Source organism: Rhodococcus sp. 15-725-2-2b (assembly GCF_002259075.1).
GTDB lineage: Bacteria > Actinomycetota > Actinomycetes > Mycobacteriales > Mycobacteriaceae > Rhodococcoides.
Genome location: NZ_NPFL01000002.1, coordinates 100,473 through 126,325, shown reverse-complemented (window position 1 = coordinate 126,325; position 25,853 = coordinate 100,473). Strand labels below are relative to the sequence as shown.

The following is a 25,853-nucleotide window of genomic DNA, read 5'->3' as shown; positions in this document are numbered from 1 at the left end:
TGCCGATCGTTATCGTTCGTACAGCTCCGTTATCGTAACGTTACTTCGGGCTCCGGCGCGAGTGTAATAGGCCGCTCGGTCCGTTACCCGATGACTGTTCATGGCCTCCTACCTGGCCTTTCGGAGACTTCACGGAGTCCGGGAAAACAGCGAGAAACGACGTGGGTGTTCGGCGTTTCGGGCCCCGATTCAGCAGTCGTCGGATGTGCGTGGTTGCGCGAAGCGGTGGGCGATCGCCCTCGTGCCCACCCGTGCGACCACCGCGCCGCGAACCTGGCGAACCCAGCCCTTGAGTGCTGGCACTCTCGTGTATAGAGTGCTAGTTGGCACCGAGCGAAGTCCCGGCACCCGCGACGACGGGAACGAGTTCAGGCCGTGATTGTCAGAACCGCACGAGAAGTACATACACACAGCTGTCCGGGGATCCGACCCCGGGCGCGTACCCCATAACTTTGGAGGGCTCAACGTGGCGAGCGTGAAAATCAAGCCGCTCGAGGACAAGATCCTCGTCCAGGCCAACGAGGCCGAGACGACGACCGCCTCCGGTCTGGTCATCCCCGACACAGCCAAGGAGAAGCCCCAGGAGGGCACCGTCGTCGCCGTGGGCGAAGGCCGTGTCACCGAGAAGGGCAACCGCATCCCGGTCGACGTCAAAGAAGGTGACACCGTCATCTACAGCAAGTACGGCGGCACCGAGATCAAGTACGCCGGCGAGGAGTACCTGATTCTGTCGGCACGCGACGTGCTGGCTGTCATCGCCAAGTAGGCCACAACGCATCCGCCCCGGTATCCGATTTTCGTGTCGGTCCCGGGGCGGTGTGCGTTCGATCGAGTTTCTTTGCTCGAAGGAGTAACACCGAAACATGGCAAAGCAAATCCAATTCAACGAGGAAGCGCGCCGCGCACTCGAACGCGGCGTCGACAAGTTGGCCGACGCAGTCAAGGTGACGCTCGGGCCACGGGGACGCCACGTCGTCCTGTCCAAGGCATTCGGCGGTCCGACCGTCACGAACGACGGTGTCTCCATCGCTCGTGAGATCGACCTGGAGGATCCGTTCGAGAACCTCGGCGCGCAGCTGGTCAAGAGCGTCGCCACCAAGACCAACGACGTTGCAGGCGACGGAACCACCACCGCGACGGTCCTCGCGCAGGCGCTCGTGCGCGGCGGTCTGAAGAACATCGCCGCGGGCGCGAACCCGATCGCGCTCGGTACCGGCATCTCCAAGGCGGCCGACAAGGTCGCCGAGGCCCTGCTCGCCGCCGCAACCCCGGTCGAGGGCAAGCAGGCGATCGCTCAGGTCGCCACCGTGTCCTCGCGTGACCCCGAGATCGGTGAGCTCGTCGGCGAGGCGCTCACTCGCGTCGGCGCAGACGGCGTCGTCACCGTCGAGGAGTCCTCGACGCTGCTGACCGAGCTGTCGGTCACCGAAGGCGTGCAGTTCGACAAGGGCTACCTGTCGCCGTACTTCGTCACCGACGTCGACGCGCAGGAAGCAGTTCTCGAGGACGCGTACGTCCTGCTGTACCGCGAGAAGATCACATCGCTTCCGGACTTTCTGCCTCTGCTGGAGAAGGTTGCCGAGAGCGGCAAGCCGTTGCTCATCATCGCCGAGGACACCGAGGGTGAAGTTCTCTCGACGCTGGTCGTCAACTCCATCCGCAAGACGATCAAGGCCGTGGCGGTCAAGGCACCGTTCTTCGGTGATCGCCGCAAGGCATTCCTCGACGATCTCGCGGTCGTGACGGCCGGTCAGGTCATCACCGCCGATGTGGGTCTGAGTCTCAAGGAAGCCGGCCTCGAGCTGCTCGGTCGCGCTCGTCGCGTCGTCGTCACCAAGGACGACACGACCATCGTCGACGGTGCGGGCACGCAGGACGACATCGATGCGCGCGTCGGTCAGCTCCGTCGTGAGATCGAGAGCACCGATTCGGAGTGGGATCGCGAGAAGCTCGAAGAGCGTCTGGCGAAGCTCTCGGGCGGCATCGCGGTCATCAAGGTCGGCGCAGCCACCGAGACCGAGCTCAAGGAACGCAAGTTCCGCGTCGACGACGCCGTGGCTGCGGCCAAGGCTGCGGTCGAAGAGGGAATCGTCCCCGGCGGCGGCTCGGCTCTGACTCAGGCAGCGTTGGCTCTGGCCGACGACCTGGGCCTGACCGGTGACGAAGCTACCGGCGTGGCCGTGGTGCGCACCGCGCTCAACGCACCGCTGTTCTGGATCGCCTCCAACGCGGGCATCGACGGCTCCGTCGTCGTCAGCAAGGTGGCAGAACTGCCGAAGGGTCACGGATTCAACGCCGCGACGCTGACGTACGGCGACCTGCTGGCCGACGGCGTCGTCGATCCGGTCAAGGTGACTCGCTCCGCAGTGGTCAACGCCGCGTCGGTTGCACGCATGATCCTGACGACCGAGAGTGCGATCGTGGAGAAGCCGGAAGAGGCTTCCGAGCCTGCTGCCGGACACGGACACGCTCACTGACGTTCGGTGACACCGAGAAAGCCCCCCAACCCGAACGGGTTGGGGGGCTTTCTCGGTGTTGGGGTGACTACACCGCGATGCGGCGGCGATTGTGACGAGCGTGCAGTTCCCGCTCGGTCTCGGACATCCCGCCCCAGATCCCGTAGGGCTCGCTGACATTGAGAGCGTGTGTACGGCATTGAGCGAGTACGGGGCAGCTGCGGCACATTTCCTTGGCTCGCATCTCGCGCTGTGCTCGTGCCCGGCCCCGCTCGCCGTCCGGGTGGAAGAACATGGACGAATCGACGCCACGGCACAGGCCGTGCATCTGCCAATCCCAAATGTCGGCGTTCGGCCCAGGGAGGTGATTCGGCTGCGGCATGGAAACTCCTAGGGTGGTGTGGCTTCTCGGATTCGTGATCCGAATGTCGACAACGTTATGTGGATCGACGAAATCGAGTCAATAGTTCTCTGTCGTGGGCAAATGCATAGTTATGGGGCAAAGAATTAACACGGGCGATATTTACTTCGACTCACCCGCATGCGTGTCCTTCCTGTTGAAGAATCCGCCGACACGCGAGACGATGAGAGTGCACAGGCTGTGCGGCTGCCGATGCGGTGCGCTCCGACGCAGACGTCCCGCGGCGGTTCGACGAGACTCCAGCTGGATCCGACCGGAACCTTGTTGTCGGTATTTCTGCTGATCACAGCAGTGTCGGTGGTGCCGAGCGTAGTCCGGATCAACACCTCGGGCTCGACGTCGGTTCCCTCGACCGAGCCCGCACGGAGTGTCCGAGACGATCGCGTGGATCGCGGGGCGACGTTCGAGTGGGCGCGGATTCGGCAGGCTGTGCGTCGTGAGCCGAATGAGCGATCGAGTGTGCCGATTAACCTATTCGCCACACAGCGTTCAGATTCTCGTCTTCGAATCGGCCCGTGTTCACATTGTTAATTCCTTGAAAACTGCTTTCTGCGCACAGGAAACGATGCGCCGATGCCCCTTTCGGTCCGATAGCGAATTCGCCCCACGTAATAACGTCGCCACGAATCGGTAGGACTCGGGCGCGGTTCGGCGCAGGCTCAGGCCCTACCCTTGCGTCCGTGCCATCAGAGCAGAGCTCGCTGTTCACCGCGACGCAGTCCGAACTCTTCGACGCTGCCTTCGGCAGCAACCCCGGCCGATTTCCGCTCCCGGCCGCCACCGATTCGCGAGAGAGCTGGTTTCGCAGTGTCGCGTTGGCGGGCCAGGGTCGATACAGCGCCGCCGAAATCGAGCTTCGGAGGCATCGGCCCCGTGGCCCGGAACTTCGGTCGCTGCACGCCTCGACCAGAGCGTCGTGGCTGCGTCAGGTGGGCGAACACGAGCGAGCCCGCCGATTCGACGGCATGGCTGTCATTCTCGTCGGTCTCGTAGGGCCGTCGGAATCCGAGGACTCCGTTCAGGCCCGTAGCGATGCGCTGACCGGCCTGGCCGCAGATGCATTGGGAAGCGGACGGTTTCACCTCGCGGACACCCTCCTGGCCCGCAGTGCGGGCCAGCGGCACGGCCACGTCGGTCGGGGATCGTGGCGCCCGGCACTGCGGGCGGCGTGGGTGGCGGCCGAGTTGGCGATGATGCGCGGCGACGGACCCGAGGCAGTCCGACACGCCGAGGCCGCTCGAGCTCTCGCCGAAGATGCCGATTCGTTACGGCACATCGTCAAGACCGACCTGGTGGTTGCGGCCGCACTGAGTTGTGCCGGTGAGACCTCCCGTGCCCGTGAGTCGGCCGTCCAGGTGGCCTGTGCTGCGGAGATGGCAGGTCTGCTACCCCTGCGCTGGGCCGCCACGATGCTCTTCGAGGGAACAGGCGGGGTCGATGCCGGGATGATCGCCTCCGGCGACTTGGCTGCCGCCATCGATCGCCTGGGTGGTTCGACGGTCGGTTGACCAGGACCTGGGTCGGAGTCGGACCGATTGGTTCGGTTGTGACCGGGTGGTGTCGCTATCCTTGGTCTCGTTCCACCACCACGTGGAAGCGCTCCCAGGCGGGTGCGTACCTGTAACGCGGGGAAATTTGTCGACGATGAACAGTGCGGGTGAGGAGCTTGACTCTTTCGTCGTTGCCGCAGCGCAAGGCGATCGACTGGCTCTGTCCCGGGTCTTGGAGTTCATCCGACCACTCGTCGTTCGGTACTGCCGGGCACGGGTCGGTTCGGCCGAACGCGGTCAGCTTTCGGCCGACGACGTGGCGCAGGAGGTCTGTTTGGCAGTCATGACCGCCTTGCCGCGATACCAGGACCAAGGTCGTCCGTTCATGGCATTCGTGTACGGCATCGCGGCTCACAAGGTCGCCGACGCCCATCGCAGCGCCTCGCGTAACAAATCGGACCCGGCCGCCGAAGTACCAGATGTCGTGTCGATGGAGCACGGACCGGAGCAACGCGCTCTCGAATCCGAGTCGAGTCGACAGATGACTGCACTGCTGGACACCTTGCCCGCCAAGCACCGCGAGATTCTGGTGCTCCGACTGATAGTCGGATTGTCGGCCGAGGAAACAGCAGCCGCCGTCGGCAGCACTGCAGGCGCTATCCGCGTGGCTCAGCACCGAGCTATCGCAAAACTGAAGAACGAAGTTGTGAGAGCAGGTGAAATGTATGGCTAGGGACAATGGTCACGGTGGCCCCGGTGAGACCCCGCGTCGCGGAATCTCGCGTATCGGTGAGCACGTGAACTCCACTGGACCGAAGCAGAACGATCCCTATGCCGACATCGGCGCAGACGGTGGTCCAGTGGACCTCGTCGCCGTACGTCGTGACGATGCGTTCATCGACGCGATCAGTGGTGACGGACCGATTGCCACCGATGACGCAGACGAGTACCAACTCGCCCTACTGTTGGCCAACTGGCGAGCAGACGTGGTCACGCCGGCGATGCCGTCCGGACCCTCCCTCGACGTGGTCGTCGCGTCGGTCGAACGCGAGAAGCTCGCCGCCGACATGGCTCGCTCGAGCTCGGCCAACCGCAGTGGACGGATGCGTTTGTTGCGTCCCATCGCCGGTGCCGCAGCCGCGATCGCCGTCGTGATGGGTGGCCTGGTGGTCATCTCGTACAACTCGACACCGGACGATCCGCTGTGGAGCGTCAAGTCGGTCGTCTTCTCCGAGCAGGCCGATTCGACCGTGGCGCAGATCGATACGACGTCCAAACTGCAGGAGGCGGAAAATCTTCTGTCCTCCGGGGACACCACTGCCGCTCGCGCACTGCTCGACGGTGCGTCGAACAGCAGTTCCGCTGTGCTCGACGACGCGCAGCGAGCCGAGCTCGATCAGTGGCTGGCGCGTCTGCTGCAGGAACTGCAGGCTCTGACGCTGCCCGCGCCCGTCCCGCCGCCTGCCGATGTGATCCCGGCTCCGGTGCCCAGCTCGGAGGTCGTGTTGCCACAGGCTCCGGTGGATCAGGTCGCACCCGACACCACGGGTGTGCCGATCACTCCGGCTCCGACGACGACACCCGTGGTTCCGCCCACCACGACGACCCCGAGTCCGACGACGACCACCGATGTCACGCCGACGGTGGTTCAGGAGCCCGATCAGCCGACAGCGACCGCTGGAGGCAGTTCGTCGGAGAACCGCGACCGCATGTCGGTTCCGTCCGGCGGCAGCTGACCGGGTTTCGATTCCCCACCGAACGACGAAGAAGCCCGACACGATGATCGTGTCGGGCTTCTTCGTGTGAAGATGCGGAAAGGGTCAGCTGTCGAATCCGTCGCCGTGCAACGCGTCGTTCATCGAAGCGTCGGCGAACCCGCGGCAGTAATCCCAGGTCACGTAGGCGTCGGGGACGGGGTCGTAGGCGGGCTCGTGCGGACGGACGGTTCCGTCGACCAGAAGCTGCAGAAGGTTCGCCCGCAACATGTCCCAGTCGTGGTAGTGGTCCTGCTGGCAGTCCTCGCAGCACACGACCAGTCCGCGGATGCCGCGGTGGCCGAGCAGTGCCTCGTAGACAGCCAGGTCCGCCAGGTCTTCCTCGACGGCCAGGCGCTCCTGAGGATCGAGAGGTTGGCCGGGCTCGATGGCGTCGAGGGCGGCCGACGGGTCGGCTGGGTCTCCGGCGAACGGATCCGGGGGTAGACCGGGAGGCAGTTGATCGCGCACGCCTCCACGGTACGCAGGACTTGTGGGTCTGCGCCAGCCGTTCGAATGCGACATGCCGGACGCGCCCGCCGCCGACAATGCTGCGGACTGCGATTTCGGTGCTCGAAGCCACTCACAGCGGGAGGCATTCGCACTGGTTGTGCCCTAGCCGATACCATGGTTCACGGCGCTGAACAGATGAGTGCAAGTGCCGAAACTCCATCCGTTCTCCAACACCGCATTGCGGTGCGCCTGCGAGCTCTCACCGGCCGCACGCCGCGCCGAAGTGCAACCAGGCTCTAGGGAGGGCCAGATTCGTATGAGTAGTCCCGGAGCCCACGTCCGCACAGGCGGCGACGATCCCAACAAGGTCGCGATGCTCGGCCTCACGTTCGACGACGTCCTGCTGCTGCCGGCCGCTTCGGATCTGATTCCCAGCTCGGTCGACACCTCGAGCCAGATCACCCGCGAGATCCGCCTGCGGGTACCGCTGGTCAGCTCCGCCATGGACACCGTCACCGAGGCGCGGATGGCCATCGCCATGGCCCGCGCCGGCGGTATGGGCGTGCTGCACCGCAACCTGTCGCTGCAGGATCAGGCGTCGCAGGTCGAGACGGTCAAGCGCTCGGAGGCCGGGATGGTCACCGACCCCGTCACCTGCAAGCCCACCGACTCGTTGGCCGAGGTCGACGCCATGTGTGCGCGCTTCCGGATCTCCGGTCTTCCGGTCACCGACGAGACCGGCGCGCTGGTCGGCATCATCACCAACCGCGACATGCGGTTCGAGGTCGATCAGAACCGCCGCGTCGCCGACGTCATGACCAAGGCACCGTTGATCACCGCGCAGGAGGGCGTCACCGCGGAAGCGGCGCTCGGTCTGTTGCGTCGCCACAAGATCGAGAAGCTGCCGATCGTGGACGGCAAGGGCGCGCTCACCGGCCTGATCACCGTGAAGGACTTCGTCAAGACCGAGCAGCACCCCGATGCCACCAAGGACCGTGACGGTCGCCTGCTGGTCGGTGCCGCGGTGGGAGTCGGGCAGGACGCCTGGGCTCGATCGATGGCTCTGACCGACGCCGGGGTGGACGTCATCATCGTCGACACCGCGCACGGCCACAATTCGCAGGTACTCGAGATGGTCAGCAAACTCAAGGCCGAGGTGGGCGACCGCGTACAGGTCGTCGGCGGCAACGTGGCCACCCGAGCGGGCGCACTCGCCCTCGTCGAGGCGGGTGCGGACGCGGTCAAGGTCGGCGTCGGGCCTGGATCGATCTGCACCACCCGCGTTGTCGCAGGCGTCGGCGCTCCGCAGATCACCGCCATCCTCGAAGCCGTCGCGGCGTGCAAGCCACACGGTGTGCCGGTCATCGCCGACGGCGGTCTGCAGTTCTCCGGCGACATCGCCAAGGCGCTCGCTGCGGGTGCGTCGACCGCCATGCTCGGATCGTTGCTGGCCGGAACCGCAGAGTCGCCGGGCGAGCTGATTCTGGTGGGCGGCAAGCAGTTCAAGAGCTACCGCGGCATGGGTTCGCTCGGCGCGATGCAGGGGCGAGGGGGAGCGAAGTCGTTCTCCAAGGACCGCTACTTCCAGGACGACGTGCTGGCCGAGGACAAATTGGTGCCCGAGGGCATCGAAGGTCGCGTCCCGTACCGCGGTCCGTTGACCCAGGTCATCCACCAGCTCACCGGTGGTCTGCGCGCTGCGATGGGGTACACCGGTTCCAACTCGATCGAGGACCTGCAGAAGGCTCAGTTCGTGCAGATCACTGCGGCCGGGCTCAAGGAGAGCCACCCGCACGACATCACGATGACCGCAGAGGCCCCGAACTACACCACCCGATAGTCGCCTCGGCCCTTCCTCGGCCGATTCGATTCGCTCTCGAAGTAGAAAGGTGCGCGCGTGCGCGACCTCGTTGAAATCGGCATGGGCAGAGAAGCCCGCCGCACCTACCAGCTGGACGACATCGACATCGTGCCGTCCCGTCGTACCCGGTCGTCGAAGGAGGTGTCGACGGCATGGCAGCTCGATGCGTACCGCTTCGACATTCCCGTTCTGGCGCATCCGACCGATGCTCTGGTCTCGCCCGAGTTCGCGATCGAGCTGGGTCGCCAGGGTGGGCTGGGTGTCATCAACGGTGAAGGACTGTGGGCGCGCCACGCGGACGTGCAGGCGAAGCTCGATCAGCTGATCCACATCGCCGAGACCGATCTCGATCCGGACGCACCTATCGCCTTCCTGCAGGAACTGCACGCGGCACCGCTTCGGCCGGATCTGCTGGCCGCGGCCGTCGGTCAGGTCCGTGACTCCGGGGTGACCGTCGCCGTTCGGGTGAGCCCGCAGAACGCTCGCTCGCTCACCCCCGCCCTGGTGGCGTCGGGTCTCGATCTGCTGGTCATCCAGGGCACGATCATCTCCGCCGAGCACGTGGCTCACGGTGAGGACGAGCCGCTGAACCTCAAGACCTTCATCGCGGAGCTGGATGTTCCCGTCATCGCAGGCGGCGTGAGCGATCACCGCACCGCGCTGCACCTGATGCGCACCGGCGCTGCAGGCGTCATCGTCGGTTACGGCTCGGTCGAAGGTGGCACGACCACCGGTGAGGTGCTCGGCATCGGCGTTCCGATGGCCACCGCCATCGCCGATGCGGCCGCGGCACGTCGGGACTACCTGGACGAAACCGGCGGGCGCTACGTGCACGTCATCGCCGACGGCGACATCACCACCTCCGGTGCCCTCGCCAAGGCCATCGCCTGCGGTGCCGATGCTGCGGTTCTCGGTGCTCCGCTTGCCGTCGCCGCGGAGGCTCCCGGCGGAGGTTGGTACTGGCCGTCGGCCGCGGCGCATCCGTCCATGCCGCGCGGGGCGCTGCTGCCGATGTCGGCGGGGGAGCGGCCGAGCCTGGATCAGGTGCTCAACGGACCGTCGCGTGAGTCGTACGGCTCGATCAACCTCGTCGGCGGGCTGCGTCGGTCGATGGCGAAGTCCGGGTACTCCGATCTCAAGGAATTCCAGAAGGTGGGCCTGAACGTCAGGGCTTGATCGACACTGCTCCGACAGGGCGCGTACTCCTTTCACTCAGGGGTGCGCGCCCTTTCTGCTGTATGTCGTCCACGTAAGCCGACCCTGTGTTGGTGATACCTCTCGTAACAGCTAGAATCGGTTGTGGCGGTAGTCACATGGGGGTGTGCATACTGTTCGACAGCATCGGATGTAGCGGAGGTCACCATGGGTTCAGCTGTTCGCGCAACGGATTACGACGTCTTGATCGTCGGTTCGGGCTTCGGCGGAAGCGTCACCGCGCTTCGGTTGGTGGAGAAGGGATACCGCGTCGGCATCCTGGAAGCCGGACAACGCTTCGAGGACAAGGACTTCGCGAAGAACAGCTGGGATCTCAAGCGCTTCCTGTGGGCACCGAAGCTCGGCCTCTACGGCATCCAGCGGGTGCACCTGCTGCGCGACTGCCTCATCCTCGCCGGTGCCGGAGTCGGCGGCGGTTCGCTGAACTACGCGAACACCCTCTACAAGCCCCAGGCACCGTTCTTCGAGGACAAGCAATGGGCGCACATCACCGACTGGAGCAGTGAGCTCTCCCCGTTCTACGACCAGGCCACCCGCATGCTCGGTGTCGTCCGCAACCCGCACATGACCCCCGCCGACGAGGTGATGAAGTCGGTCGCCGAGGACATGGGTGTCGCCGATACCTTCATCCAGACACCGGTGGGAGTGTTCTTCGGCGAAGAACCGGGCAAGACGGTCCCGGACCCGTACTTCGGCGGAGCAGGCCCCGAGCGCACCGGATGCATCGAATGCGGCGAGTGCATGACCGGTTGCCGCCACGGAGCCAAGAACACCCTGCTCAAGAACTACCTTGGCCTGGCCGAGCACGCAGGAGCCGAGATCGTCCCGATGACGACCGTCACCGGTCTCGTTCCCCGATCCGACGGGACCTGGGACGTCGACACCGAACGAACCGGTGCCCGGCTGCGCAAGGGCCGCAAGACCTACAGTGCGGCCAATGTGGTTCTCGCTGCGGGCACCTGGGGTACGCAGAACCTGCTGCACAAGATGAAGGACACGGGTGCGCTGCCCCGTCTGTCGGACACGCTCGGGGAACTGACCCGCACCAACTCCGAGTCGATCGTCGGGGCCGCGAAGCTGGCGGTCGATCCGAACATGGACCTCACACACGGTGTGGCCATCACGTCCTCGTTCCACCCCAGTCCCAGCACACACATCGAACCGGTCCGGTACGGCAAGGGCTCGAACGCGATGGGCATGCTGCAGACACTGATGACCGACGGCGGCGGAAGGATCCCGCGGTGGCTCAAATTCGTGTTCGCGATGATCGCTCATCCGATCCAGTTCGTCCGCGTCGTCAACGTCCGGCACTGGAGCGAGCGCACCATCATCGCGCTCGTCATGCAGAACCTGGACAACTCGATCACCACGTTCACCAAGCGCGGAGCCTTCGGCCGCAAGATCTCGAGCAAGCAGGGGCACGGTGAGCCCAACCCGACGTGGATCCCGGAGGGCAACGACGCCACCCGACGCATCGCCAAGAAGATCGGTGGTGTGGCAGGCGGTACGTGGGGAGAGTTGTTCAACATTCCGCTCACGGCCCACTTCCTCGGTGGCTGCGCGATCGCCTCGGATCCCGAGCACGGCGTCATCGATCCGTACCATCGCGTCCACGGCTACCCGACGCTCAGTGTGGTCGACGGCGCTGCCGTATCGGCCAACCTCGGAGTCAACCCGTCGCTGACGATCAGCGCGCAGGCCGAGCGTTCGGCCGCGCTGTGGCCGAACAAGGGCGAGCTGGATCTCCGTCCGGCGCAGGGGTTGCCGTACCAGCGCCTCGATCCGATCGCCCCGAACTCCCCGGTCGTGCCGGTGGATGCTCCGGGTGGTCTGCGACTGCCGATCGTCGAGATCCGGTCGGGTTCGTCGGCGATGCCCGTCGAGCATTCGGGTGTTGCATGACCACTGCGGCAGTCCCACTAGACTGACCCGGTGACCGACTCCTCTGCACACGATCCCGCACACGCACGCCCGGTTCTCGTCGTCGATTTCGGCGCCCAGTACGCGCAGTTGATCGCCCGCCGTGTGCGCGAGGCCAATGTGTACTCCGAGGTGATCTCGCATACCGCCACTGCCGAGGAGATCGCGGCGAAGGACCCTGTCGCGCTCGTTCTGTCCGGCGGACCCTCCAGCGTCTACGCAGAGGGTGCGCCCGAGCTCGATTCCGCGCTCCTCGACCTCGGCATCCCCGTGTTCGGCATCTGCTACGGATTCCAGGCCATGGCCCAGGCTCTCGGCGGAACCGTCGAACACACCGGAACGCGGGAATACGGCCGCACCCAACTCAGCGTGGACGGCGGTCGTCTGCACGACGGTCTGCCCGCCACGCAGCCGGTCTGGATGAGTCACGGTGATGCCGTCACCGCGGCCCCGGAGGGCTTCACCGTCACCGCCACCAGCGCAGGCGCGCCGGTCGCTGCCTTCGAGAACGAGGGCAAGCGTATGGCGGGCGTGCAGTATCACCCCGAGGTTCTGCACTCCCCGCACGGGCAGCAGGTGCTCAGCCGATTCCTGCACGAGACGGCGGGTATCGCGCCGGACTGGACTGCAGCCAACATCGCCGACGCTCTGGTCGACGCCGTGCAGGAGCAGGTCGGCCCGACGGGCAAGGCCATCTGCGGCCTCTCGGGCGGCGTCGACTCCGCAGTGGCGGCGGCGCTGGTGCAGCGGGCGATCGGTGACCGTCTGACCTGTGTCTTCGTCGACCACGGACTACTGCGCGCCGGCGAGCGTGAGCAGGTGCAGCAGGATTTCGTCGCCGCGACGGGTGCCAAGTTGGTCACCGTCGATGCGGTCGACACCTTCCTCGGCGCACTCGAGGGTGTCTCGGACCCCGAGGAGAAGCGCAAGATCATCGGCCGCGAGTTCATCCGAAGCTTCGAAGGCGCGGTGGCCGAGGTGCTGGGCGAGAACGCCGAGCACGGCGACGCAGTCGAGTTTCTGGTGCAGGGCACGTTGTACCCGGATGTCGTCGAGTCCGGCGGCGGGTCCGGTACTGCCAACATCAAGAGCCACCACAACGTCGGCGGCCTGCCGGACGATCTTCAGTTCGCCCTGGTCGAGCCGCTTCGCGCACTGTTCAAGGACGAGGTGCGTGCCGTCGGACGAGAACTGGGATTGCCCGAGGACATCGTCGGCAGGCAGCCGTTCCCAGGACCGGGTCTGGCGATTCGCATCGTCGGTGAGATCACCCGCGACCGTCTGAACACGCTCCGTCATGCCGATTCGATTGTCCGAGAAGAACTTACGGTCGCGGGCTTGGATCAACAGATCTGGCAGTGCCCGGTGGTGCTGTTGGCCGACGTACGCAGTGTCGGGGTGCAGGGCGACGGCCGTACCTACGGCCATCCGATCGTGCTCCGTCCGGTCTCGAGCGAGGACGCCATGACGGCGGACTGGACTCGTTTGCCCTACGACGTGCTCGAAACGATCTCGACTCGGGTGACCAACGAGGTTCCTGAGGTCAACCGAGTCGTTCTCGACGTCACGAGCAAGCCGCCGGGCACCATCGAGTGGGAGTAGCGGACTCAGCTCTTCTTGCTGGGTCCCAGCAGTAGCGCGAAGCCGACCACCACCGCGACGACGACGAACACCCAGCGGAACTGGACGTCGCCCAGTGCCGCTATCGCTCCCTGGCCGATGAGTGCTGCGACCGAGACGACCATGGTGGCCAGCCCGGCGAGCAGCAGCAGTGCCGAGGGGCCGCGTCGGCTCGAAGTGCGATTCTCGCCGGAGGGATCGTCGTAGTCGCCGACACGGTCGGTCTCGTTCTTCTTCACCGGTTCCCCACTTTCAGTTCGCCGAGTGCCAGATCGCCGACGATCGTCAGTACCGGATCATCGCTGCTCGTTCCCGGGCCGAACCGTGTGTCGGTGGGGCACGAACCCAACGCCGCCTCGCACTGCACGATCACGTTCATCGAATCGGGCACGGTCACCGACGCACTGCCCAGCGCCACGTCGATCTCGACGGTGCGGTTCTCGGTGAGGGCGAGGCCCGTGAGGTCGAGGTCCAGTTCACCCATACCGACGTCGTAGGTGTCCGCGAGATCGGCAACGGCGGTCGGTGCGACGCGCTGGGTTCCCGACGCACTCTCGCCCATGTCCATCGGATCGACCGCTGAGGCCAGGACGACGAAGCCGGCCAGAGGTGCCGCGATCACCAGCAATCCGTAGCCCTTGCGCAGGAATGCGCCGATCACGAGTCCGACGGAGACGACGGCGAGAGCGACGGCTCCGACGCGGCCCGGCGAGGCCCAGTCGCCACCGGTTGCGGCACCGACCGCCGCGGTGATGCCGGCAGCGAGCAGGGCCAGGCCGAGAAAGCTTGCCGTCCACCGTGATCGACGCTTCCGTTCGATCGCCGCGGGCGGGAATGTCCCGGTCGGTTCGGGAAGATCCCAGGCGAACGGTGCCACCCCGAGCGGGTCCCACGACGGCGGAGTCACGGTGTGCATGTCGGTCGGCGTCTCGGTCGGCTTCTCGACGGGTGCGGTTGCCTTGCTCAGGTTCACGGTGTGCGCGTCTGTGCCGGTGCCGGTGCCGGAGCCGGAGTGCTCGACGGTCTTCGGAGTCGGAACGTAGCTCTTCGGCAGAGTCGTGTAAGGCGTGTATCGCTCGTACTGGAACTGCGGCGGACGATACTGCGCGGCCGTCCACTGTTCTGCCGACGTGTTGGAGCCGAAAGGCATGGGGGCGTAGCGGTTACGGGAGAACTCCGCCGTCCGCATGTACGGCGGCGGCTCCGGGCACCGTTGGTGCAGCAACCACAGTCCACCGAGCATCGCCACCAGAGAGATCAGCCCCGAACCCCCGAGTCCGACACCCACCGGGCCGATCGTCGACACCGCGATGACCAATGCCACCGCCACGACCACCATCTTGGTCGTCGAATCGGAGCTGTTGCCGCGCCCGACGAGCGACTCCGCACCCGACGCCGTGTCACCGGCGCGGCTGAGCACCAGCCACGCCGCCAGATACAGCACGATGCCGGTACCGCCGAACAATGTGGAGACGACGAACGCGATCCGAATCAGAACGGGGTCGACGTCGTAGCGATAGCCGATACCGGCCGCAACACCCGCCACATGCCCGCGTTGCGGCAAGCGGTGCGGACGGGTGCGCCACATCTGCTGAAGTTGATCCGAGACGGTCACGTTGCTCATGCCAACCATCGTGTCCGCCACGACCACCGAACACATCAGGGATACCCCTGATCTTCGTCCCCGACATCGGGCCCACCTCGACAAAGCCGCGAAAAACATCAGGGCGAACCCTGATGCGACCACCACCGCATCCGTGCCAGGATCGAGGGCGTGCACCCTGTCGACAATCCACCCGTCGACGCCGCCCGGAACACACCGTCCCCGGCAGGCGACGCGACGGCAACCCACACCACGTCAGCCGTGCCCGTCACAACTGTTCAGCCCATTGCTCCTGCGGGCTCCGCTCCTGCTTTTCCTGTCGCTTCTGCAGGCTCCGCTCCTGCCCCCTACCAACGCCGCGGCGGCGGACGCATCGTCGGCGGCGTGGCAGGCGGGCTCGCCGACCATCTCGGCGTCGACGTGTTCAAGGTTCGGGTGGCGTTCGCGCTGCTGGCCGCATCCGCCGGTGCCGGAATCGCCGCATACGGATTGATCTGGATGTTCACGCCCGCGGGCGAGGACACTGCGCATCCGAGTGCTGCCGAACGCCAGCGTGCGCTCGGGTTGGCTGCCATCGGACTCGGCCTCGCCGTCGGGCTCGCCTGGCTGCTCAGCGGTACCGCTGCATCGGTCATCGTGCCGGTCATCGTCGTGGTGATCGGTGCAGCCCTGGTCTGGCGTGAGTTCGACTCCGAGGGACCACGAACTGCTCTCGGCCTGCCCAAGCATCCGAGCGTATTGAGTTGGGCGAGGGTCGTCGGCGGAGCGACGTTGATCGTGCTCGGCCTCGCCGTGGTGGTGCTCGCCCGCGTCGATCTGGCCGCGCTGCGCTCGTCACTGCTGGCGGTGGTGGTCACTCTCGTCGGCGTCGGCCTGTTGACGGTTCCCATCTGGTTGCGCACCTGGCGCGCGCTCGGTGCCGAGCGGTCCGCACGCATCCGCAACGACGAGCGCGAGGAAATCGCCTCGCACCTGCACGATTCGGTGCTCCAGACACTGGCCCTGATCCAGAAGCAGTCCGATCAGCCGCACGAGGTGATGCGGTTGGCGCGCGGGCAGGAGCGCGAACTGCGCAAATGGCTGTTCGACGGCGGAGACACCGACAACTCCAGCTTGGCCGACGCACTCAAGACCATCTCCGGTGAGGTCGAGGATCAGCACGGCGTGACGGTTCGACCCATCACTGTCGGCGACGTGCACCTACTGCCCGACGACATCGAGTCGGGTCTGTCCCGTGAGAGCTTCACCGCGCTGCTGGGTGCCACACGAGAGGCTCTCGTCAATGCGGCCAAGCATTCCGGTGAGACCAATATCGATCTGTTCGCCGAAACCGAACCGGAACAGGTCAGCGTTTTCGTCCGCGATCGCGGTACCGGGTTCGACGAATCGGAGGTACCCGAGGATCGACAGGGACTGGCGAAGTCCATTCGGGGACGCATCGAGCGTCGCGGTGGCACGGTGCAGGTACGGTCGACCGTCGGCAAGGGAACCGAAGTGCGAATCTTCATGCCTCGCAACGGAGCCTCCGTCACCACCGAATCTTCCGAATCCACCCAGCAGGAGCAGTCGACGTGACCGAACCTTTCCGCGTTTTCCTCGTCGACGACCACGCGGTGTTCCGTTCCGGTGTGCGAGCCGAACTCGCTCGCGAGGCGGACATCGACGTCGTCGGGGAAGCCGGAGGCGTCTCCGAGGCGGTCTCGGGCATCGAATCGACGAAGCCGGACGTGGTGTTGCTCGACGTGCACATGCCCGACGGCGGCGGCGTCGCGGTGTTGAACCGCATCTCCGAGGGGCCGGTCTGTCTCGCCCTGAGTGTGTCCGACGCCGCCGAGGACGTCATCGCCGTCATCCGTGCCGGGGCGAGGGGGTACGTCACCAAGACGATCTCCGGCTCGGAGCTCGCCGACGGTGTTCGACGCGTCGCCGGGGGAGATGCCGTCTTCAGCCCCCGTCTGGCCGGGTTCGTCCTCGACTCGTTCACCGGTCGCAGCGCTGCCCCGGAGCCCCCGCTGGATCCGGAACTGGATTCGCTGACGCCCCGTGAACTGGAGGTGTTGCGGTTGTTGGCACGCGGGTACACCTATCGTGAGATCGCCGAGGATCTGTTCATCTCCGTCAAGACCGTCGAGACCCATGCCTCGAACGTTCTCCGAAAGACTCAGCAGTCCAACAGGAATGCGCTCACGCGATGGGCGCACAAGCGTCGAATCGACTAGGCACCCGACGTCCGGGCACAGGATCACGCTTGACCTTCGACCAACCCGAAGCCTCAGGATTTCACCATGACTGATTCGGCGGAAGAATTCCTGACCATCGGTGCGTTCGCTCGCGCGAGCGGACTCACCCCCAGTGCTCTACGGTTCTACGACGACTGTGCGTTGCTCGTCCCGGCTTTCATCGACGCCAAGTCCGGCTATCGCTACTACTCCCGTGCACAGTTCGAGAGAGCGAACATCATTCGACAGTTGCGCGACATCGGCATGCCTGTCTTCATGGTCATTCCTGCAGGCTCCACTCCTTGCTGGACAAGGTGGCCTCCGCACTCGCCGGCGACGGAGCTGCAGCGGTCGACATCGTGGATCGGCACGTCGACGACCTCGTCGCACGCGCGCGGGCAGCCGCCGAGGCCGCGATCTCGATCCGCCGATTGTTCGACGAAAGATATTGCACAGCAACACTTTCTGCCGTCGAGTTCGCGTCTGCGGTCGAGCAGGTCGCGTCTGCAGCCGGAACGGGCGAGGAGTTTCCGGTGCTGCGGGGTGTGCTGGTCGAGGTGGACGGTGGCACTGTCACCCTCACCGCGACGGATCGGTATCGACTCACCACCCGAAGCCTCGTGGCACAGAGCTCACCCGGCGCAGCCTGGTCCCGTATCGCATCGGTCGGCTCTCTCGGGACGCTACCCGCGTCGGGAAACTGTGTGCTGACGGCAACCGACGACGCGATGGTGTTCGAGTCCGAAGGCGTCCAGCACACTGTGGATCTGGTCGACGGCGACTTTCCCGACTGGCGCACGATCATCGACGGTCTGGCTCCGACCGCGACGAGGGTTGTGGTGCAACGAGATTTCGTTCCTCTCGACAGCGGTACGCTGCGGATCGACGCCGGCCAGGACGGCCTGACGGTCGAGGGTGTCGCGGTCCCCGCTCGGGTGACCGGTTCCGGCATGACGGTGTTCTTCGACGCGGCCGTCCTGCAGGCTGCGGTCGCATCGGCCGTCGGACCGGACCTGATGCTCGATATCGCCGCTCCTGACCGTCCGATGCTGGTGCGGTCGGCGGTCGACGGCGCTCTGACGACACTGGTGATGCCCGTTCTCGGCTGATCGACGGTCGGCGGTCGTTCGGAAGTCGGTGCAGAAGTATCGACTTTCGATGACTGGGTACTTGCTCCCACTCTCGATACCGTGAGGGTATGGACGACAAGATGCTCGGGGAGACGCCACCGGCGGTGCTGTGGTTCTCCCGCGGCGATCGGCTCTTCCTGATCGCCGGTGCCGTGATCATCGGGGGACTACTGGGGTTCGGGCTGCCCTATGTGTCTTCCTGGGGAGCATCGCTCACCTGGATACCGTTTCAGGGTCCGCTGGAGTTGATCGCTTCGTGGTCGCAGTGGTGGGTGCGGTACGTCTGTATCGGGCTGGGAGTACTGCTCGGGCTGGCTCTGGTGGCGGCCGCGTTCTACGACACTGCACGGGTGGCGGTGTCGGAGGTGCAGGTACGTATCACCGAGAGAGGCGAGACCGCCACGATCTCGAAGTCCGAGGTCGGCACAGTCTTCGTGGACGGCAAGGAACTGGTTCTGCTCGACGGTGCCTCGCGTCAGCTGGTGCGGGTGCCGAGCGAGGAGAAGCGTGATGCCATCGAGGCGGCGTTCGAGAAGCGAGGTTGGTCGGTCGCGACCGGCGATCCCTATGCCGATCTCTATCGCCTGTGGGTACCCGAAACTCCCGGTCTGGCACCGGAAGTGAACGCGGTGCTCAAAGCCCGCGCGATGGCCCTGAAGAAGAAGGCCGCGTCCGATGCGCGTGAATTACGTACGGAACTGGACCGACTCGGCGTCGTGGTGCGAGACAAGAAGACGAGCCAGTACTGGCGTCCCCTGGTTCGATCGTGACGGTTCGATGACAACTCTGCTTCGACGGCATCGGGAACGCGCATGGGATGTCGCCGCCATCGCGTTCGCGCTGCTGTTGGTGCTGTCGGTGGCCGCAGGCACCGAGGGGATGACCACCACGCGAACGGTCGTCTCGATCGTCGTCGGCGTTGTCGGTGCCGTGTCGTTGTGGTGGCGTCGCCGGTGGCCGATCGAGATCGCGGTAGCGCTGGCGGTGTGCACGATCCTGACCGACGCTGTCGGTGGTGCCGAGTTGGTGGCCGTCTTTACCGTTGCCACTCGAAAGTCGTGGCGGGTCACCACCGCGGTGGTGGTACTGCATCTCGCGGCGTCGATGATCTGGACGATTCTGTGGGTCGAACAGTCGATTGCGTACACCGCGATGGCCAGTCTCGCCTTTCTGAGTATCCCGGCCGCGTGGGGCATCGTCGTCAAGTCGCGCCGCGAGGTGATCGATTCTCTACGAGAGCGGGCAGAGCGAGCGGAACACGAATCGAATCTGCGCGCCGAGACCGTTCGGGGACTCGAACGCGAGCGGATCGCGCGCGAGATGCACGACGCTCTCGCACATCGGATCTCGTTGGTCAGCCTTCATGCCGGAGCGCTGGAGGTGCGGCCGGACGTCGGTGCGAAAGAAGTCGAGGCGATCGCATCGACCATCAGACTCGGTGCACACGGTGCCCTGGAGGATCTGCGGGAGATATTGGGAGTGCTCCGATCGGGTGTCGCGGCCTCGGCGCGTCCACAGCCGGGGGTGGCGGACATCGGCGAACTGATCGAGGATTCGGAGAAGGCCGGTACTCGGGTGTCGTTCGTCGACGAGTTGCCTTCCGGCGCAACGCTGACGCCCTCTGTTTCCCGCACCGTTCATCGGGTGATCCAGGAAGGTCTGACCAACGCCAGAAAGCATGCGCCCGGCCTGCCGGTGCGCTGCGGGCTTGCGACGGCCGGTGGTGAGCTTCGGGTGTGGCTCGAAAACGGTCTCGGTACAGAGGGTTTCGCGGCAGTACCCGGTTCGCGGTCGGGAATGATCGGTCTGAGCGAACGTGTCGAATTGGCAGGCGGACGAATCGAGTACGGAATCGCGCGTCGCGGCGACGGAGTGGTCTACCGTCTGGAAGCGTGGTTGCCGTGCCCGAAGTAGCCGACGGTCCCGATGTACTCACGGTGTTGCTGGTCGACGACGACGCGTTGGTCCGCGCGGGCTTGTCGCTGATCCTGAGCTCGGATCCTGGAATCAGGGTGGTCGGTGAGGCGGCCGACGGTCGCAGTGGCATCGAGGCAGTGCACGCGTTGTCTCCCGACGTGGTTCTGATGGACGTGCGGATGCCGGTCCTCGATGGGCTCGCGGCCACCGAAATGCTTCGCGCGGAGGGGTTCACGGCTGCCATCGTGGTGTTGACCACGTTCGATACCGACGAGTACCTGCTGCGGGCACTGCGGGTCGGCGCGAACGGATTCCTGCTCAAGGACACGCCGCCGCGGGACATCGTCGACGCGGTGCATCGCGTCGGAACCGGGGAATCGATGCTGTCGCCGACCGCCGTCGGACGCTTGGTTGCCCACTGGCGCGAGCAGGACGCTCGATCGCACGACTCCGCCACCGCGCGGGCGCGGGCCCTGCTCGAGTCCCTGACCGATCGCGAACGCGAGGTGGCGGGTGCTGTCGGGTCGGGGAAGTCCAATGCGGAGATCGGTGCCGAGTTGTACATGAGTGTCGCGACCGTGAAGACCTACGTCTCGCGGATTCTGACGAAATTGGCGTGCAGCAACAGGGTTCAGATCGCGATCGTCGTGCACGAGTCGCGTTGAGGGTTCGTCTACAGCAGGAGTGCGATCACCAGAACGAAAACGACCACGATGGCGAGCACGAGTGCTGCGAGGATCGCGGTAGATGGAATCGACGTTCGGTCGCCGACGACGTCCTCGATGCGCATCAGGACGTCCTCGATCGGGTTCTTCTTCTTTCGCGGTAGATCGAACGGCGGTGGCGAATACGTCGACGGGACCGGATTGGCTTGGCTCTCACCGGGTTGCACGGCCGGCAGGCCCGCGATGGTTCTTCCGAACTCCCTCGACGGACGACGAGATTCGGAGACCGGTGTCGAGCGCCTCGCCCATGCCGGGACCACGCCGTCCGCGGACGTCAGAGGCACCCCGCGCAGCTGAGCTATGCTGCCGCGCTTGCTGATCGCGGCGACGATCATCTCGTCGCGAGCCTGCGCCATGGTGGGGCGTCGGGCAGGATCGGGTTCGAGCATGTGCAGCAACGGGCCCGTGAGATCGCCGCTGCGGGTGGGAGCGATGATCTGCCCCTTGGCAACTCGGTGCAGCAGTGCGATCGAATCGTGATCGATGTCGAACGGCGGTTTGCCTTCGATGGCCGTGTACAGCGTTGCGCCGAGGGAGAACACGTCGCTGGCCGCGGTGGGATCCTGTCCGCGTGCGACCTCGGGTGCGAAATATGCCGGGGTGCCGGTGATCACGCTGTCGTCGGCTGCTTCGACGTCTCCCTTGGCGCGGGAGATGCCGAAGTCGCTGATCTTGACGATGCCCAGATCCTTACCGCGATCGGCGATCAGAATGTTGCCCGGCTTGATGTCTCGGTGCACGATCCCGGCCTCGTGCGCTTCGGTCAGGGCGTCGGCGATCTGCGCGCCGATCTGAGCTACCTCGAACGGTGGTAGCGAATCGGTGGTGCCGAGTGCCTGCGCGAGACTGCGCGATGACAGGTATTCCATGACCAACCACGGCTCACCGTCGACGAGAGCGACGTCGTGCATCGCGATGGCGTGGGGACTGGAGAGTCGGGCTGCGATGCGACCCTCGCGCATGGCCCGGTTACGTACTTCCACGGCCTGCTCCGGGGTCAACCGAGTGGTGGACGTGACCTGCTTGACGGCCACCTGGCGGTGCAGAAGTGTGTCGGTGGCGAGCCATACCGCGCCCATGCCTCCACCGCCGAGTTTGCCGGCCAGGCGGTATCTGCCTGCCAGGAGGTAGTCGGGCCCGACGCCCCGTCGAACACGCTGCTGATCCGTCACGCCCACAGGTTAGTTGACGATGGCTGGACGTGCCCGCAGCCGAGCGACGGAGGCATCTACCAGGGGCTTCGGCATCACCTTGACGAGTTGCCGTCCGAGCGGCTTTACTGAGTGCAGATCGAAATTGTGTTCGAATACGCCACTTCCCGCGTTCGTCGGACACCGAAGTTTCGGCTCGATTTTCTACGCCGCGAAGGGGAGTGACATGACTGTATCGGGAGCTTCCGTCACGCCGGATGTGCTCGTCGGGTTGTCGCTGCCGGAGCGTGTGGCGTTGCTGCGTAGCCGGATGGCCGCCGTGCCTTCTCGGGGCGAAACGGCATCGGTGCGTATCGAGAATTCGGACCCCGTCGAGCCGGTGCACCCGGAACCGTCGATACCGCGTCCGACCCGTCAGCGGCCCGTTCTTCCGGTGCCGTCCGCGCTGATCGAGGTGCTGCCGCACGGTGGACTGGTACGTGGAACGGTGGCCTCGGTTTCCGGTGCCGGCTCGCTCCTGATCGGGTTGGTGGCCGCGGTGACCGGTGCCGGCGGGCATGTCGTCGTCATCGGGCAGCCTCGTTTCGGAATTCTGGCCGCGGTGGAAATGGGTGCACAACTGAGCAAGCTGGCTCTGATTCCCGATCCCGGTCCCGACCCGGTGGAAGTGGCGGCCATTCTGCTCGACGGTGTCGATCTCGTGGTACTCGGTCTCGGCGGTCTGTCGGTTTCGCCCACTCGGGCCAGGGCCGTGGTGGCCAGAGCGCGGAGCAAGGGGTCGACGCTGCTGGTGACCGATGGGCACTGGGACGGGGCAGAGCTACGACTGGACGCATCGGTGCACGGATACGACGGCCTCGGCACGGGCCTGGAGCTGGGCCGCGGCCGACTACGCGGCGTCCGATTGTCGGTGTGCGCTCGCGGCAAGGCGATGCGGCCCCGCACCGTTCGACTCGACCTGCGTTCGGAGAACGGCCGCATCGAGTGGCATGCCGAGGAGCGCGAACAGAATCCGTTGTCGATCGCGGTCTCGACATGAGCATCGATCGTTCCAGCCGTGTTCTTGCACTGTGGTGTCCCGATTGGCCCGCCGTCGCAGCAGCTGCTCAGGCCGATCTCCCTGCGACGCATCCGGTGGTCGTCACCTCGGCCAATCGGGTCGTCGCGTGCTCGGCGACGGCACGGGCGTCGGGTATCAAGCGCGGCCTGCGCCGTCGGGAAGCGCAGGCGCGGTGCCCGGATGTGCACGTCGCTCTCGCCGATACCGATCGTGATGCGCGATTGTTCGAGCCCGTGGTCTCGGCCGTCGCCGCCATCGCGCCGGGAGTCGAAGTGCTGCGACCGGGCTTGCTGGTTCTCTCTGCCCGCGGCGTCGGACGGTATTTCGGTACCGAACATCGGGCCGCGGAACGGTTGATCGACGAAGCGTCGGCTGCCGGTGTGGAATGTCAGATCGGTATCGCCGACGAGCTGTCCACCGCGGTCGTCGCCGCACGGTATGCGCAGGTGGTGCCGCGCGGCGGGGGTGCAGGCTTTCTCGCACCGTTACCGGTGGCAGAACTCTCGGCCGAACCGAGCATGTCTGCGGCCGATCGCGGTGAGCTGGTGGATCTGTTGCGACGCTTGGGTCTACGAACGATCGGCGACTTCGCGGCCCTGTCTCCCGGGGATGTCGCGTCGCGCTTCGGTACCGATGCGGTGTTGGCCCATCGCAGTGCCAGGGGCGAGCCCGAACGTCCGCCGTCGGCCAGGGCTCTGCCGCCGGACCTGGATGTGGAGTACCTGTGCGATCCGCCGATCGATCGGGTCGACGCAGCTGCGTTCGCCGGGCGCGGGTTGGCCGAGCAGTTGCACACCAAGCTCGCTGCCGCTGCCGTTGCGTGTACTCGTCTGCTGGTGCACGCCAGTACCGGTAACGGCGAGAATCTGTCGCGGATATGGCGCTGCGCCGAGCCGTTGACGCCGGAGGGAACAGCCGACCGCGTGCGCTGGCAGCTCGACGGCTGGATCACGGGGCGTAGCGAGAACAAGCCGACGTCCGCGATCACCGTGCTACGGCTCGAACCCATCGAAGTGGTGGCCGCCGGTGAGCTGCAGCTGGGTTTGTGGGGCAGTGTCGGGGACGAGGACGAGAGGGCGCGTCGGGCCTTGGTGCGTGTGCAGGGTCTGCTCGGCGGCGAATCGGTGCTCGGTGGTGTGCTCAGCGGTGGCCGCGGGCCGGCCGAGCGGATCACCCTGCGTCCACTCGGCGACGAACTGGTGCCGATGTCCGATCCGTCGGATCCCTGGCCGGGACGGCTCCCGGAGCCTGCTCCGGCGGCAGTGATCGAGACACGTCCGACGGTGACGCTGATGAATCGGTCGGGGACCGGAATCGGCGTCACCGATCGTGGTGTGTTCGATGCACCGCCGTCGCGATTGCGCTGGGGCACCAAGGAATGGGAACTGACGGGTCTGGCCGGGCCGTGGCCGGTGGACGAGCGATGGTGGGACAGTGGCCACGCGGCGACGGGTCCGACGGCGCGAGCCCAGGTGGTGCTCGACGACGAAAGGGCCTTGCTGCTGGTGTTCGACGAGGGTCGGTGGCGGGTGGAAGGAATCTACGAATAGCGGCACCGCTACCGTCGAGAGAATGCAGATGATGTCGGAGACGGTCGACCTCGATGGCGTCGACATCGCGTATCGCTCGTTCACCCCGCTGGGGCACGCCAACTCGGATTCGGTACCGGTGATGCTGGTGCACGGAATGGGCGGTGACAGCACAACCTGGGATCGGTTCACCCGTGCACTCACCGCGCAGGGCAGCCGAGTGATCACCGTCGATCTGCGCGGACACGGCAAGAGTGCGCACACGTCCACGTACGAATTCGATTCCTTCGGGGCAGACCTGCTGGCGTTGATCGACCACCTAGGGCTCGACGAAGTCGATCTCGTCGGGCATTCCCTGGGCGGATACGCGGTCTCGCTCGTCGCGCAGCGTCGCCCGCAGCTCGTCCGCCGTCTGGTCCTCGAGGAGCTTCCGATACCGATTCGGCCGGGAGACGCTCCGCCGACGCTGACCGGCAGGATGCCGTCGGTGACCGAACTCTGGCACGCAGCGACCAGTGTCGTTCTGCATCCCCGCGCGGTACTCGCCTTCGATCGCTCGATGACCACCACTGCTCTCGAGCAGTTCCGTCGGCCCAATCCACAGTGGTGGGAGTCGTTGGCCGACATCACGGCTCCGACGCTGGTACTTCGCGGAGGTCCGGGCGGAATGGTCGATCCGGACCGGCTGGACGCGATGGTCGCCGAGATTCCGACCTGCCGCGTCGAGGCGTTCCGCACCGGGCACAGCATCCATCGCGACGGATACTCGGCGTTCGAGGCAGCAGTTCTGCCGTTTCTGACGAACTAGGATCCGTGCATGTCTCTGAGCGTGCTCGATCGCAGAATGCTGGGCTGGTCGGCGCTGTTCGTCGTATCCCAGGCCAACATCGCCCGACTGCTCGGCCCCGCAGCTCCGAAAGTGCTTGCCGTACAGACGGCGTGGTCCGCCCAGCGTTACCGGCAGATCCTGGCGAGCATGGACGAGACCGAGATCGCTCGGTTCCGCAGCCACTATCTGCCCGACTTCGTACATCCCGCGATCTATGCCGTCGCGCTGCGTGCAGGCGCGAGGAGCCTGGCGGAGAAGACTCAGCTGAGCCCCGCAGTGACGACGGCATTGGCCGTCGCTCCCGTTGCCTCCGCCGCCGGGGACTACATCGAGAATGTCGTCGGACTGGTGTTGGTCGACAACCGAGAACGGATCGCCGACACCGTCGTCCGCGCCACCACCGTGGTCAGCACCGTCAAATGGACACTCGCCATCGGCACTCTGACGTACCTGAGTCAGGGATTTCTGCGAGTGTGGGCAAAGGCTCTGTTGCGCTGAGT

Annotated in this window: 24 protein-coding genes and 1 pseudogene; 20 read left to right on the top strand and 5 right to left on the bottom strand. The window is 65.7% G+C overall.

Annotated features, from left to right (window positions below; genetic code table 11):
• Window positions 1-466 precede the first annotated feature (466 nt).
• Both groES and groL read left to right on the top strand, forming a co-directional pair.
• Window positions 467-766 carry a co-chaperone GroES gene (gene groES, locus CH306_RS00670; protein WP_008718149.1) on the top strand — a complete coding sequence of 100 codons (300 nt, stop codon included), beginning with the start codon at window positions 467-469 and terminating at the stop codon, window positions 764-766.
• Between the two features lie 97 nt (window positions 767-863).
• Window positions 864-2,477, top strand: a complete 1,614-nt coding sequence (groL, locus tag CH306_RS00665) for a chaperonin GroEL (protein ID WP_032397502.1) — start codon at window positions 864-866, stop codon at window positions 2,475-2,477.
• 67 nt (window positions 2,478-2,544) lie between these two features.
• Here the strand turns inward: groL and CH306_RS00660 are convergent, their stop codons facing one another.
• Entirely contained in the window at window positions 2,545-2,838 is a 294-nt protein-coding gene (locus CH306_RS00660) for a WhiB family transcriptional regulator (protein ID WP_027496361.1), read from the bottom strand.
• A 719-nt stretch (window positions 2,839-3,557) separates the two neighbouring features.
• Between CH306_RS00660 and CH306_RS00650 the strand changes: the two genes are divergently transcribed.
• The 3 genes from CH306_RS00650 to CH306_RS00640 all read left to right on the top strand — a co-directional run bounded on the left by CH306_RS00650 (window position 3,558) and on the right by CH306_RS00640 (window position 6,103).
• Window positions 3,558-4,385 (top strand): hypothetical protein, encoded by an 828-nt coding sequence (locus CH306_RS00650; protein WP_254924058.1) that lies wholly within the window; start codon window positions 3,558-3,560, stop codon window positions 4,383-4,385.
• Window positions 4,386-4,521: 136 nt separating this feature from the next.
• Window positions 4,522-5,100 carry a sigma-70 family RNA polymerase sigma factor gene (locus tag CH306_RS00645; protein ID WP_032397500.1) on the top strand — a complete coding sequence of 193 codons (579 nt, stop codon included), beginning with the start codon at window positions 4,522-4,524 and terminating at the stop codon, window positions 5,098-5,100.
• Entirely contained in the window at window positions 5,093-6,103 is a 1,011-nt protein-coding gene (locus tag CH306_RS00640) for an anti-sigma-D factor RsdA (RefSeq protein WP_094645367.1), read from the top strand. Before CH306_RS00645 ends, CH306_RS00640 begins: the two co-directional genes overlap by 8 nt.
• Window positions 6,104-6,187: 84 nt before the next feature.
• Here CH306_RS00640 and CH306_RS00635 read toward each other — a convergent pair whose 3' ends face one another.
• Window positions 6,188-6,592, bottom strand: a complete 405-nt coding sequence (locus CH306_RS00635) for a DUF5319 domain-containing protein (protein WP_032378069.1) — start codon at window positions 6,590-6,592, stop codon at window positions 6,188-6,190.
• Window positions 6,593-6,890: 298 nt separating this feature from the next.
• On the opposite strand from CH306_RS00635, the gene guaB reads away from it, so the two are divergent.
• The 4 genes from guaB (at window position 6,891) to guaA (ending at window position 13,172) form a co-directional block, all read left to right on the top strand.
• Window positions 6,891-8,414, top strand: a complete 1,524-nt coding sequence (gene guaB, locus CH306_RS00630; protein ID WP_179272931.1) for an IMP dehydrogenase — start codon at window positions 6,891-6,893, stop codon at window positions 8,412-8,414.
• Between the two features lie 57 nt (window positions 8,415-8,471).
• Window positions 8,472-9,611 (top strand): GuaB3 family IMP dehydrogenase-related protein, encoded by a 1,140-nt coding sequence (locus CH306_RS00625; protein WP_032397499.1) that lies wholly within the window; start codon window positions 8,472-8,474, stop codon window positions 9,609-9,611.
• Window positions 9,612-9,797: 186 nt separating this feature from the next.
• Window positions 9,798-11,552, top strand: coding sequence for a GMC oxidoreductase (locus tag CH306_RS00620; protein WP_094645366.1), 1,755 nt, complete (start codon window positions 9,798-9,800; stop codon window positions 11,550-11,552).
• Between the two features lie 30 nt (window positions 11,553-11,582).
• The gene (gene guaA / locus CH306_RS00615) at window positions 11,583-13,172 is read left to right on the top strand and encodes a glutamine-hydrolyzing GMP synthase (protein WP_032397497.1); all 1,590 of its coding nucleotides are present in this window, start codon (window positions 11,583-11,585) and stop codon (window positions 13,170-13,172) included.
• Between the two features lie 5 nt (window positions 13,173-13,177).
• Here the strand turns inward: guaA and CH306_RS00610 are convergent, their stop codons facing one another.
• Window positions 13,178-13,429 (bottom strand): hypothetical protein, encoded by a 252-nt coding sequence (locus CH306_RS00610; protein ID WP_094629821.1) that lies wholly within the window; start codon window positions 13,427-13,429, stop codon window positions 13,178-13,180.
• The gene (locus tag CH306_RS00605; RefSeq protein WP_256980996.1) at window positions 13,426-14,814 is read right to left on the bottom strand and encodes a PspC domain-containing protein; all 1,389 of its coding nucleotides are present in this window, start codon (window positions 14,812-14,814) and stop codon (window positions 13,426-13,428) included. Before CH306_RS00605 ends, CH306_RS00610 begins: the two co-directional genes overlap by 4 nt.
• 264 nt (window positions 14,815-15,078) lie before the next feature.
• Between CH306_RS00605 and CH306_RS00600 the strand changes: the two genes are divergently transcribed.
• The 7 genes and pseudogenes from CH306_RS00600 to CH306_RS00570 all read left to right on the top strand — a co-directional run bounded on the left by CH306_RS00600 (window position 15,079) and on the right by CH306_RS00570 (window position 20,724).
• A complete protein-coding gene (locus CH306_RS00600) occupies window positions 15,079-16,368 on the top strand; it encodes a sensor histidine kinase (protein WP_373455174.1) in 1,290 nt (429 codons plus the stop codon).
• A complete protein-coding gene (locus CH306_RS00595) occupies window positions 16,365-17,012 on the top strand; it encodes a response regulator (RefSeq protein ID WP_032397495.1) in 648 nt (215 codons plus the stop codon). Before CH306_RS00600 ends, CH306_RS00595 begins: the two co-directional genes overlap by 4 nt.
• A gap of 66 nt (window positions 17,013-17,078) precedes the next feature.
• A pseudogene (locus CH306_RS29820) lies at window positions 17,079-17,273 on the top strand (MerR family transcriptional regulator); the annotation flags it as partial.
• A 41-nt stretch (window positions 17,274-17,314) separates the two neighbouring features.
• Window positions 17,315-18,121 carry a hypothetical protein gene (locus tag CH306_RS00585; protein WP_094645363.1) on the top strand — a complete coding sequence of 269 codons (807 nt, stop codon included), beginning with the start codon at window positions 17,315-17,317 and terminating at the stop codon, window positions 18,119-18,121.
• 89 nt (window positions 18,122-18,210) lie between these two features.
• The gene (locus tag CH306_RS00580; protein ID WP_256980287.1) at window positions 18,211-18,912 is read left to right on the top strand and encodes a YqeB family protein; all 702 of its coding nucleotides are present in this window, start codon (window positions 18,211-18,213) and stop codon (window positions 18,910-18,912) included.
• Window positions 18,913-18,919: 7 nt separating this feature from the next.
• Window positions 18,920-20,056, top strand: coding sequence for a sensor histidine kinase (locus CH306_RS00575; protein WP_045195882.1), 1,137 nt, complete (start codon window positions 18,920-18,922; stop codon window positions 20,054-20,056).
• Window positions 20,035-20,724 carry a response regulator gene (locus CH306_RS00570; protein ID WP_032397492.1) on the top strand — a complete coding sequence of 230 codons (690 nt, stop codon included), beginning with the start codon at window positions 20,035-20,037 and terminating at the stop codon, window positions 20,722-20,724. Before CH306_RS00575 ends, CH306_RS00570 begins: the two co-directional genes overlap by 22 nt.
• Before the next feature lie 8 nt (window positions 20,725-20,732).
• Here the strand turns inward: CH306_RS00570 and CH306_RS00565 are convergent, their stop codons facing one another.
• A complete protein-coding gene (locus tag CH306_RS00565; RefSeq protein WP_256980995.1) occupies window positions 20,733-21,956 on the bottom strand; it encodes a serine/threonine-protein kinase in 1,224 nt (407 codons plus the stop codon).
• Between the two features lie 205 nt (window positions 21,957-22,161).
• On the opposite strand from CH306_RS00565, the gene CH306_RS00560 reads away from it, so the two are divergent.
• From CH306_RS00560 to CH306_RS00545, 4 genes are read left to right on the top strand one after another with little or no spacing between them, the layout of a single operon-like run.
• Window positions 22,162-22,974: a hypothetical protein gene (locus tag CH306_RS00560; RefSeq protein WP_179272933.1), complete on the top strand. Its 813-nt coding sequence runs from the start codon at window positions 22,162-22,164 to the stop codon at window positions 22,972-22,974.
• A complete protein-coding gene (locus CH306_RS00555; RefSeq protein WP_094629814.1) occupies window positions 22,971-24,545 on the top strand; it encodes a Y-family DNA polymerase in 1,575 nt (524 codons plus the stop codon). The genes CH306_RS00560 and CH306_RS00555 overlap by 4 nt, the downstream gene beginning before the upstream one ends.
• Window positions 24,546-24,567: 22 nt before the next feature.
• Window positions 24,568-25,332 (top strand): alpha/beta fold hydrolase, encoded by a 765-nt coding sequence (locus CH306_RS00550; protein ID WP_373453511.1) that lies wholly within the window; start codon window positions 24,568-24,570, stop codon window positions 25,330-25,332.
• A gap of 9 nt (window positions 25,333-25,341) precedes the next feature.
• Complete coding sequence (locus tag CH306_RS00545) at window positions 25,342-25,851, top strand: hypothetical protein (protein ID WP_094645360.1); 510 nt, start codon at window positions 25,342-25,344, stop codon at window positions 25,849-25,851.
• Window positions 25,852-25,853: the final 2 nt, after the last annotated feature.

What these genes read in the sequence shown, in the direction of transcription:
- groL (WP_032397502.1), top strand. Translation starts at nt 864, where the DNA reads ATGGCAAAGCAAATCCAATTCAACGAGGAAGCGCGCCGCGCACTCGAA.
- CH306_RS00660 (WP_027496361.1), bottom strand. Translation starts at nt 2,838, where the DNA reads ATGCCGCAGCCGAATCACCTCCCTGGGCCGAACGCCGACATTTGGGAT.
- CH306_RS00645 (WP_032397500.1), top strand. Translation starts at nt 4,522, where the DNA reads ATGAACAGTGCGGGTGAGGAGCTTGACTCTTTCGTCGTTGCCGCAGCG.
- CH306_RS00640 (WP_094645367.1), top strand. Translation starts at nt 5,093, where the DNA reads ATGGCTAGGGACAATGGTCACGGTGGCCCCGGTGAGACCCCGCGTCGC.
- guaB (WP_179272931.1), top strand. Translation starts at nt 6,891, where the DNA reads ATGAGTAGTCCCGGAGCCCACGTCCGCACAGGCGGCGACGATCCCAAC.
- CH306_RS00620 (WP_094645366.1), top strand. Translation starts at nt 9,798, where the DNA reads ATGGGTTCAGCTGTTCGCGCAACGGATTACGACGTCTTGATCGTCGGT.
- CH306_RS00605 (WP_256980996.1), bottom strand. Translation starts at nt 14,814, where the DNA reads ATGAGCAACGTGACCGTCTCGGATCAACTTCAGCAGATGTGGCGCACC.
- CH306_RS00580 (WP_256980287.1), top strand. Translation starts at nt 18,211, where the DNA reads ATGGACGACAAGATGCTCGGGGAGACGCCACCGGCGGTGCTGTGGTTC.
- CH306_RS00575 (WP_045195882.1), top strand. Translation starts at nt 18,920, where the DNA reads ATGACAACTCTGCTTCGACGGCATCGGGAACGCGCATGGGATGTCGCC.
- CH306_RS00560 (WP_179272933.1), top strand. Translation starts at nt 22,162, where the DNA reads ATGACTGTATCGGGAGCTTCCGTCACGCCGGATGTGCTCGTCGGGTTG.
- CH306_RS00555 (WP_094629814.1), top strand. Translation starts at nt 22,971, where the DNA reads ATGAGCATCGATCGTTCCAGCCGTGTTCTTGCACTGTGGTGTCCCGAT.
- CH306_RS00550 (WP_373453511.1), top strand. Translation starts at nt 24,568, where the DNA reads ATGCAGATGATGTCGGAGACGGTCGACCTCGATGGCGTCGACATCGCG.
- CH306_RS00545 (WP_094645360.1), top strand. Translation starts at nt 25,342, where the DNA reads ATGTCTCTGAGCGTGCTCGATCGCAGAATGCTGGGCTGGTCGGCGCTG.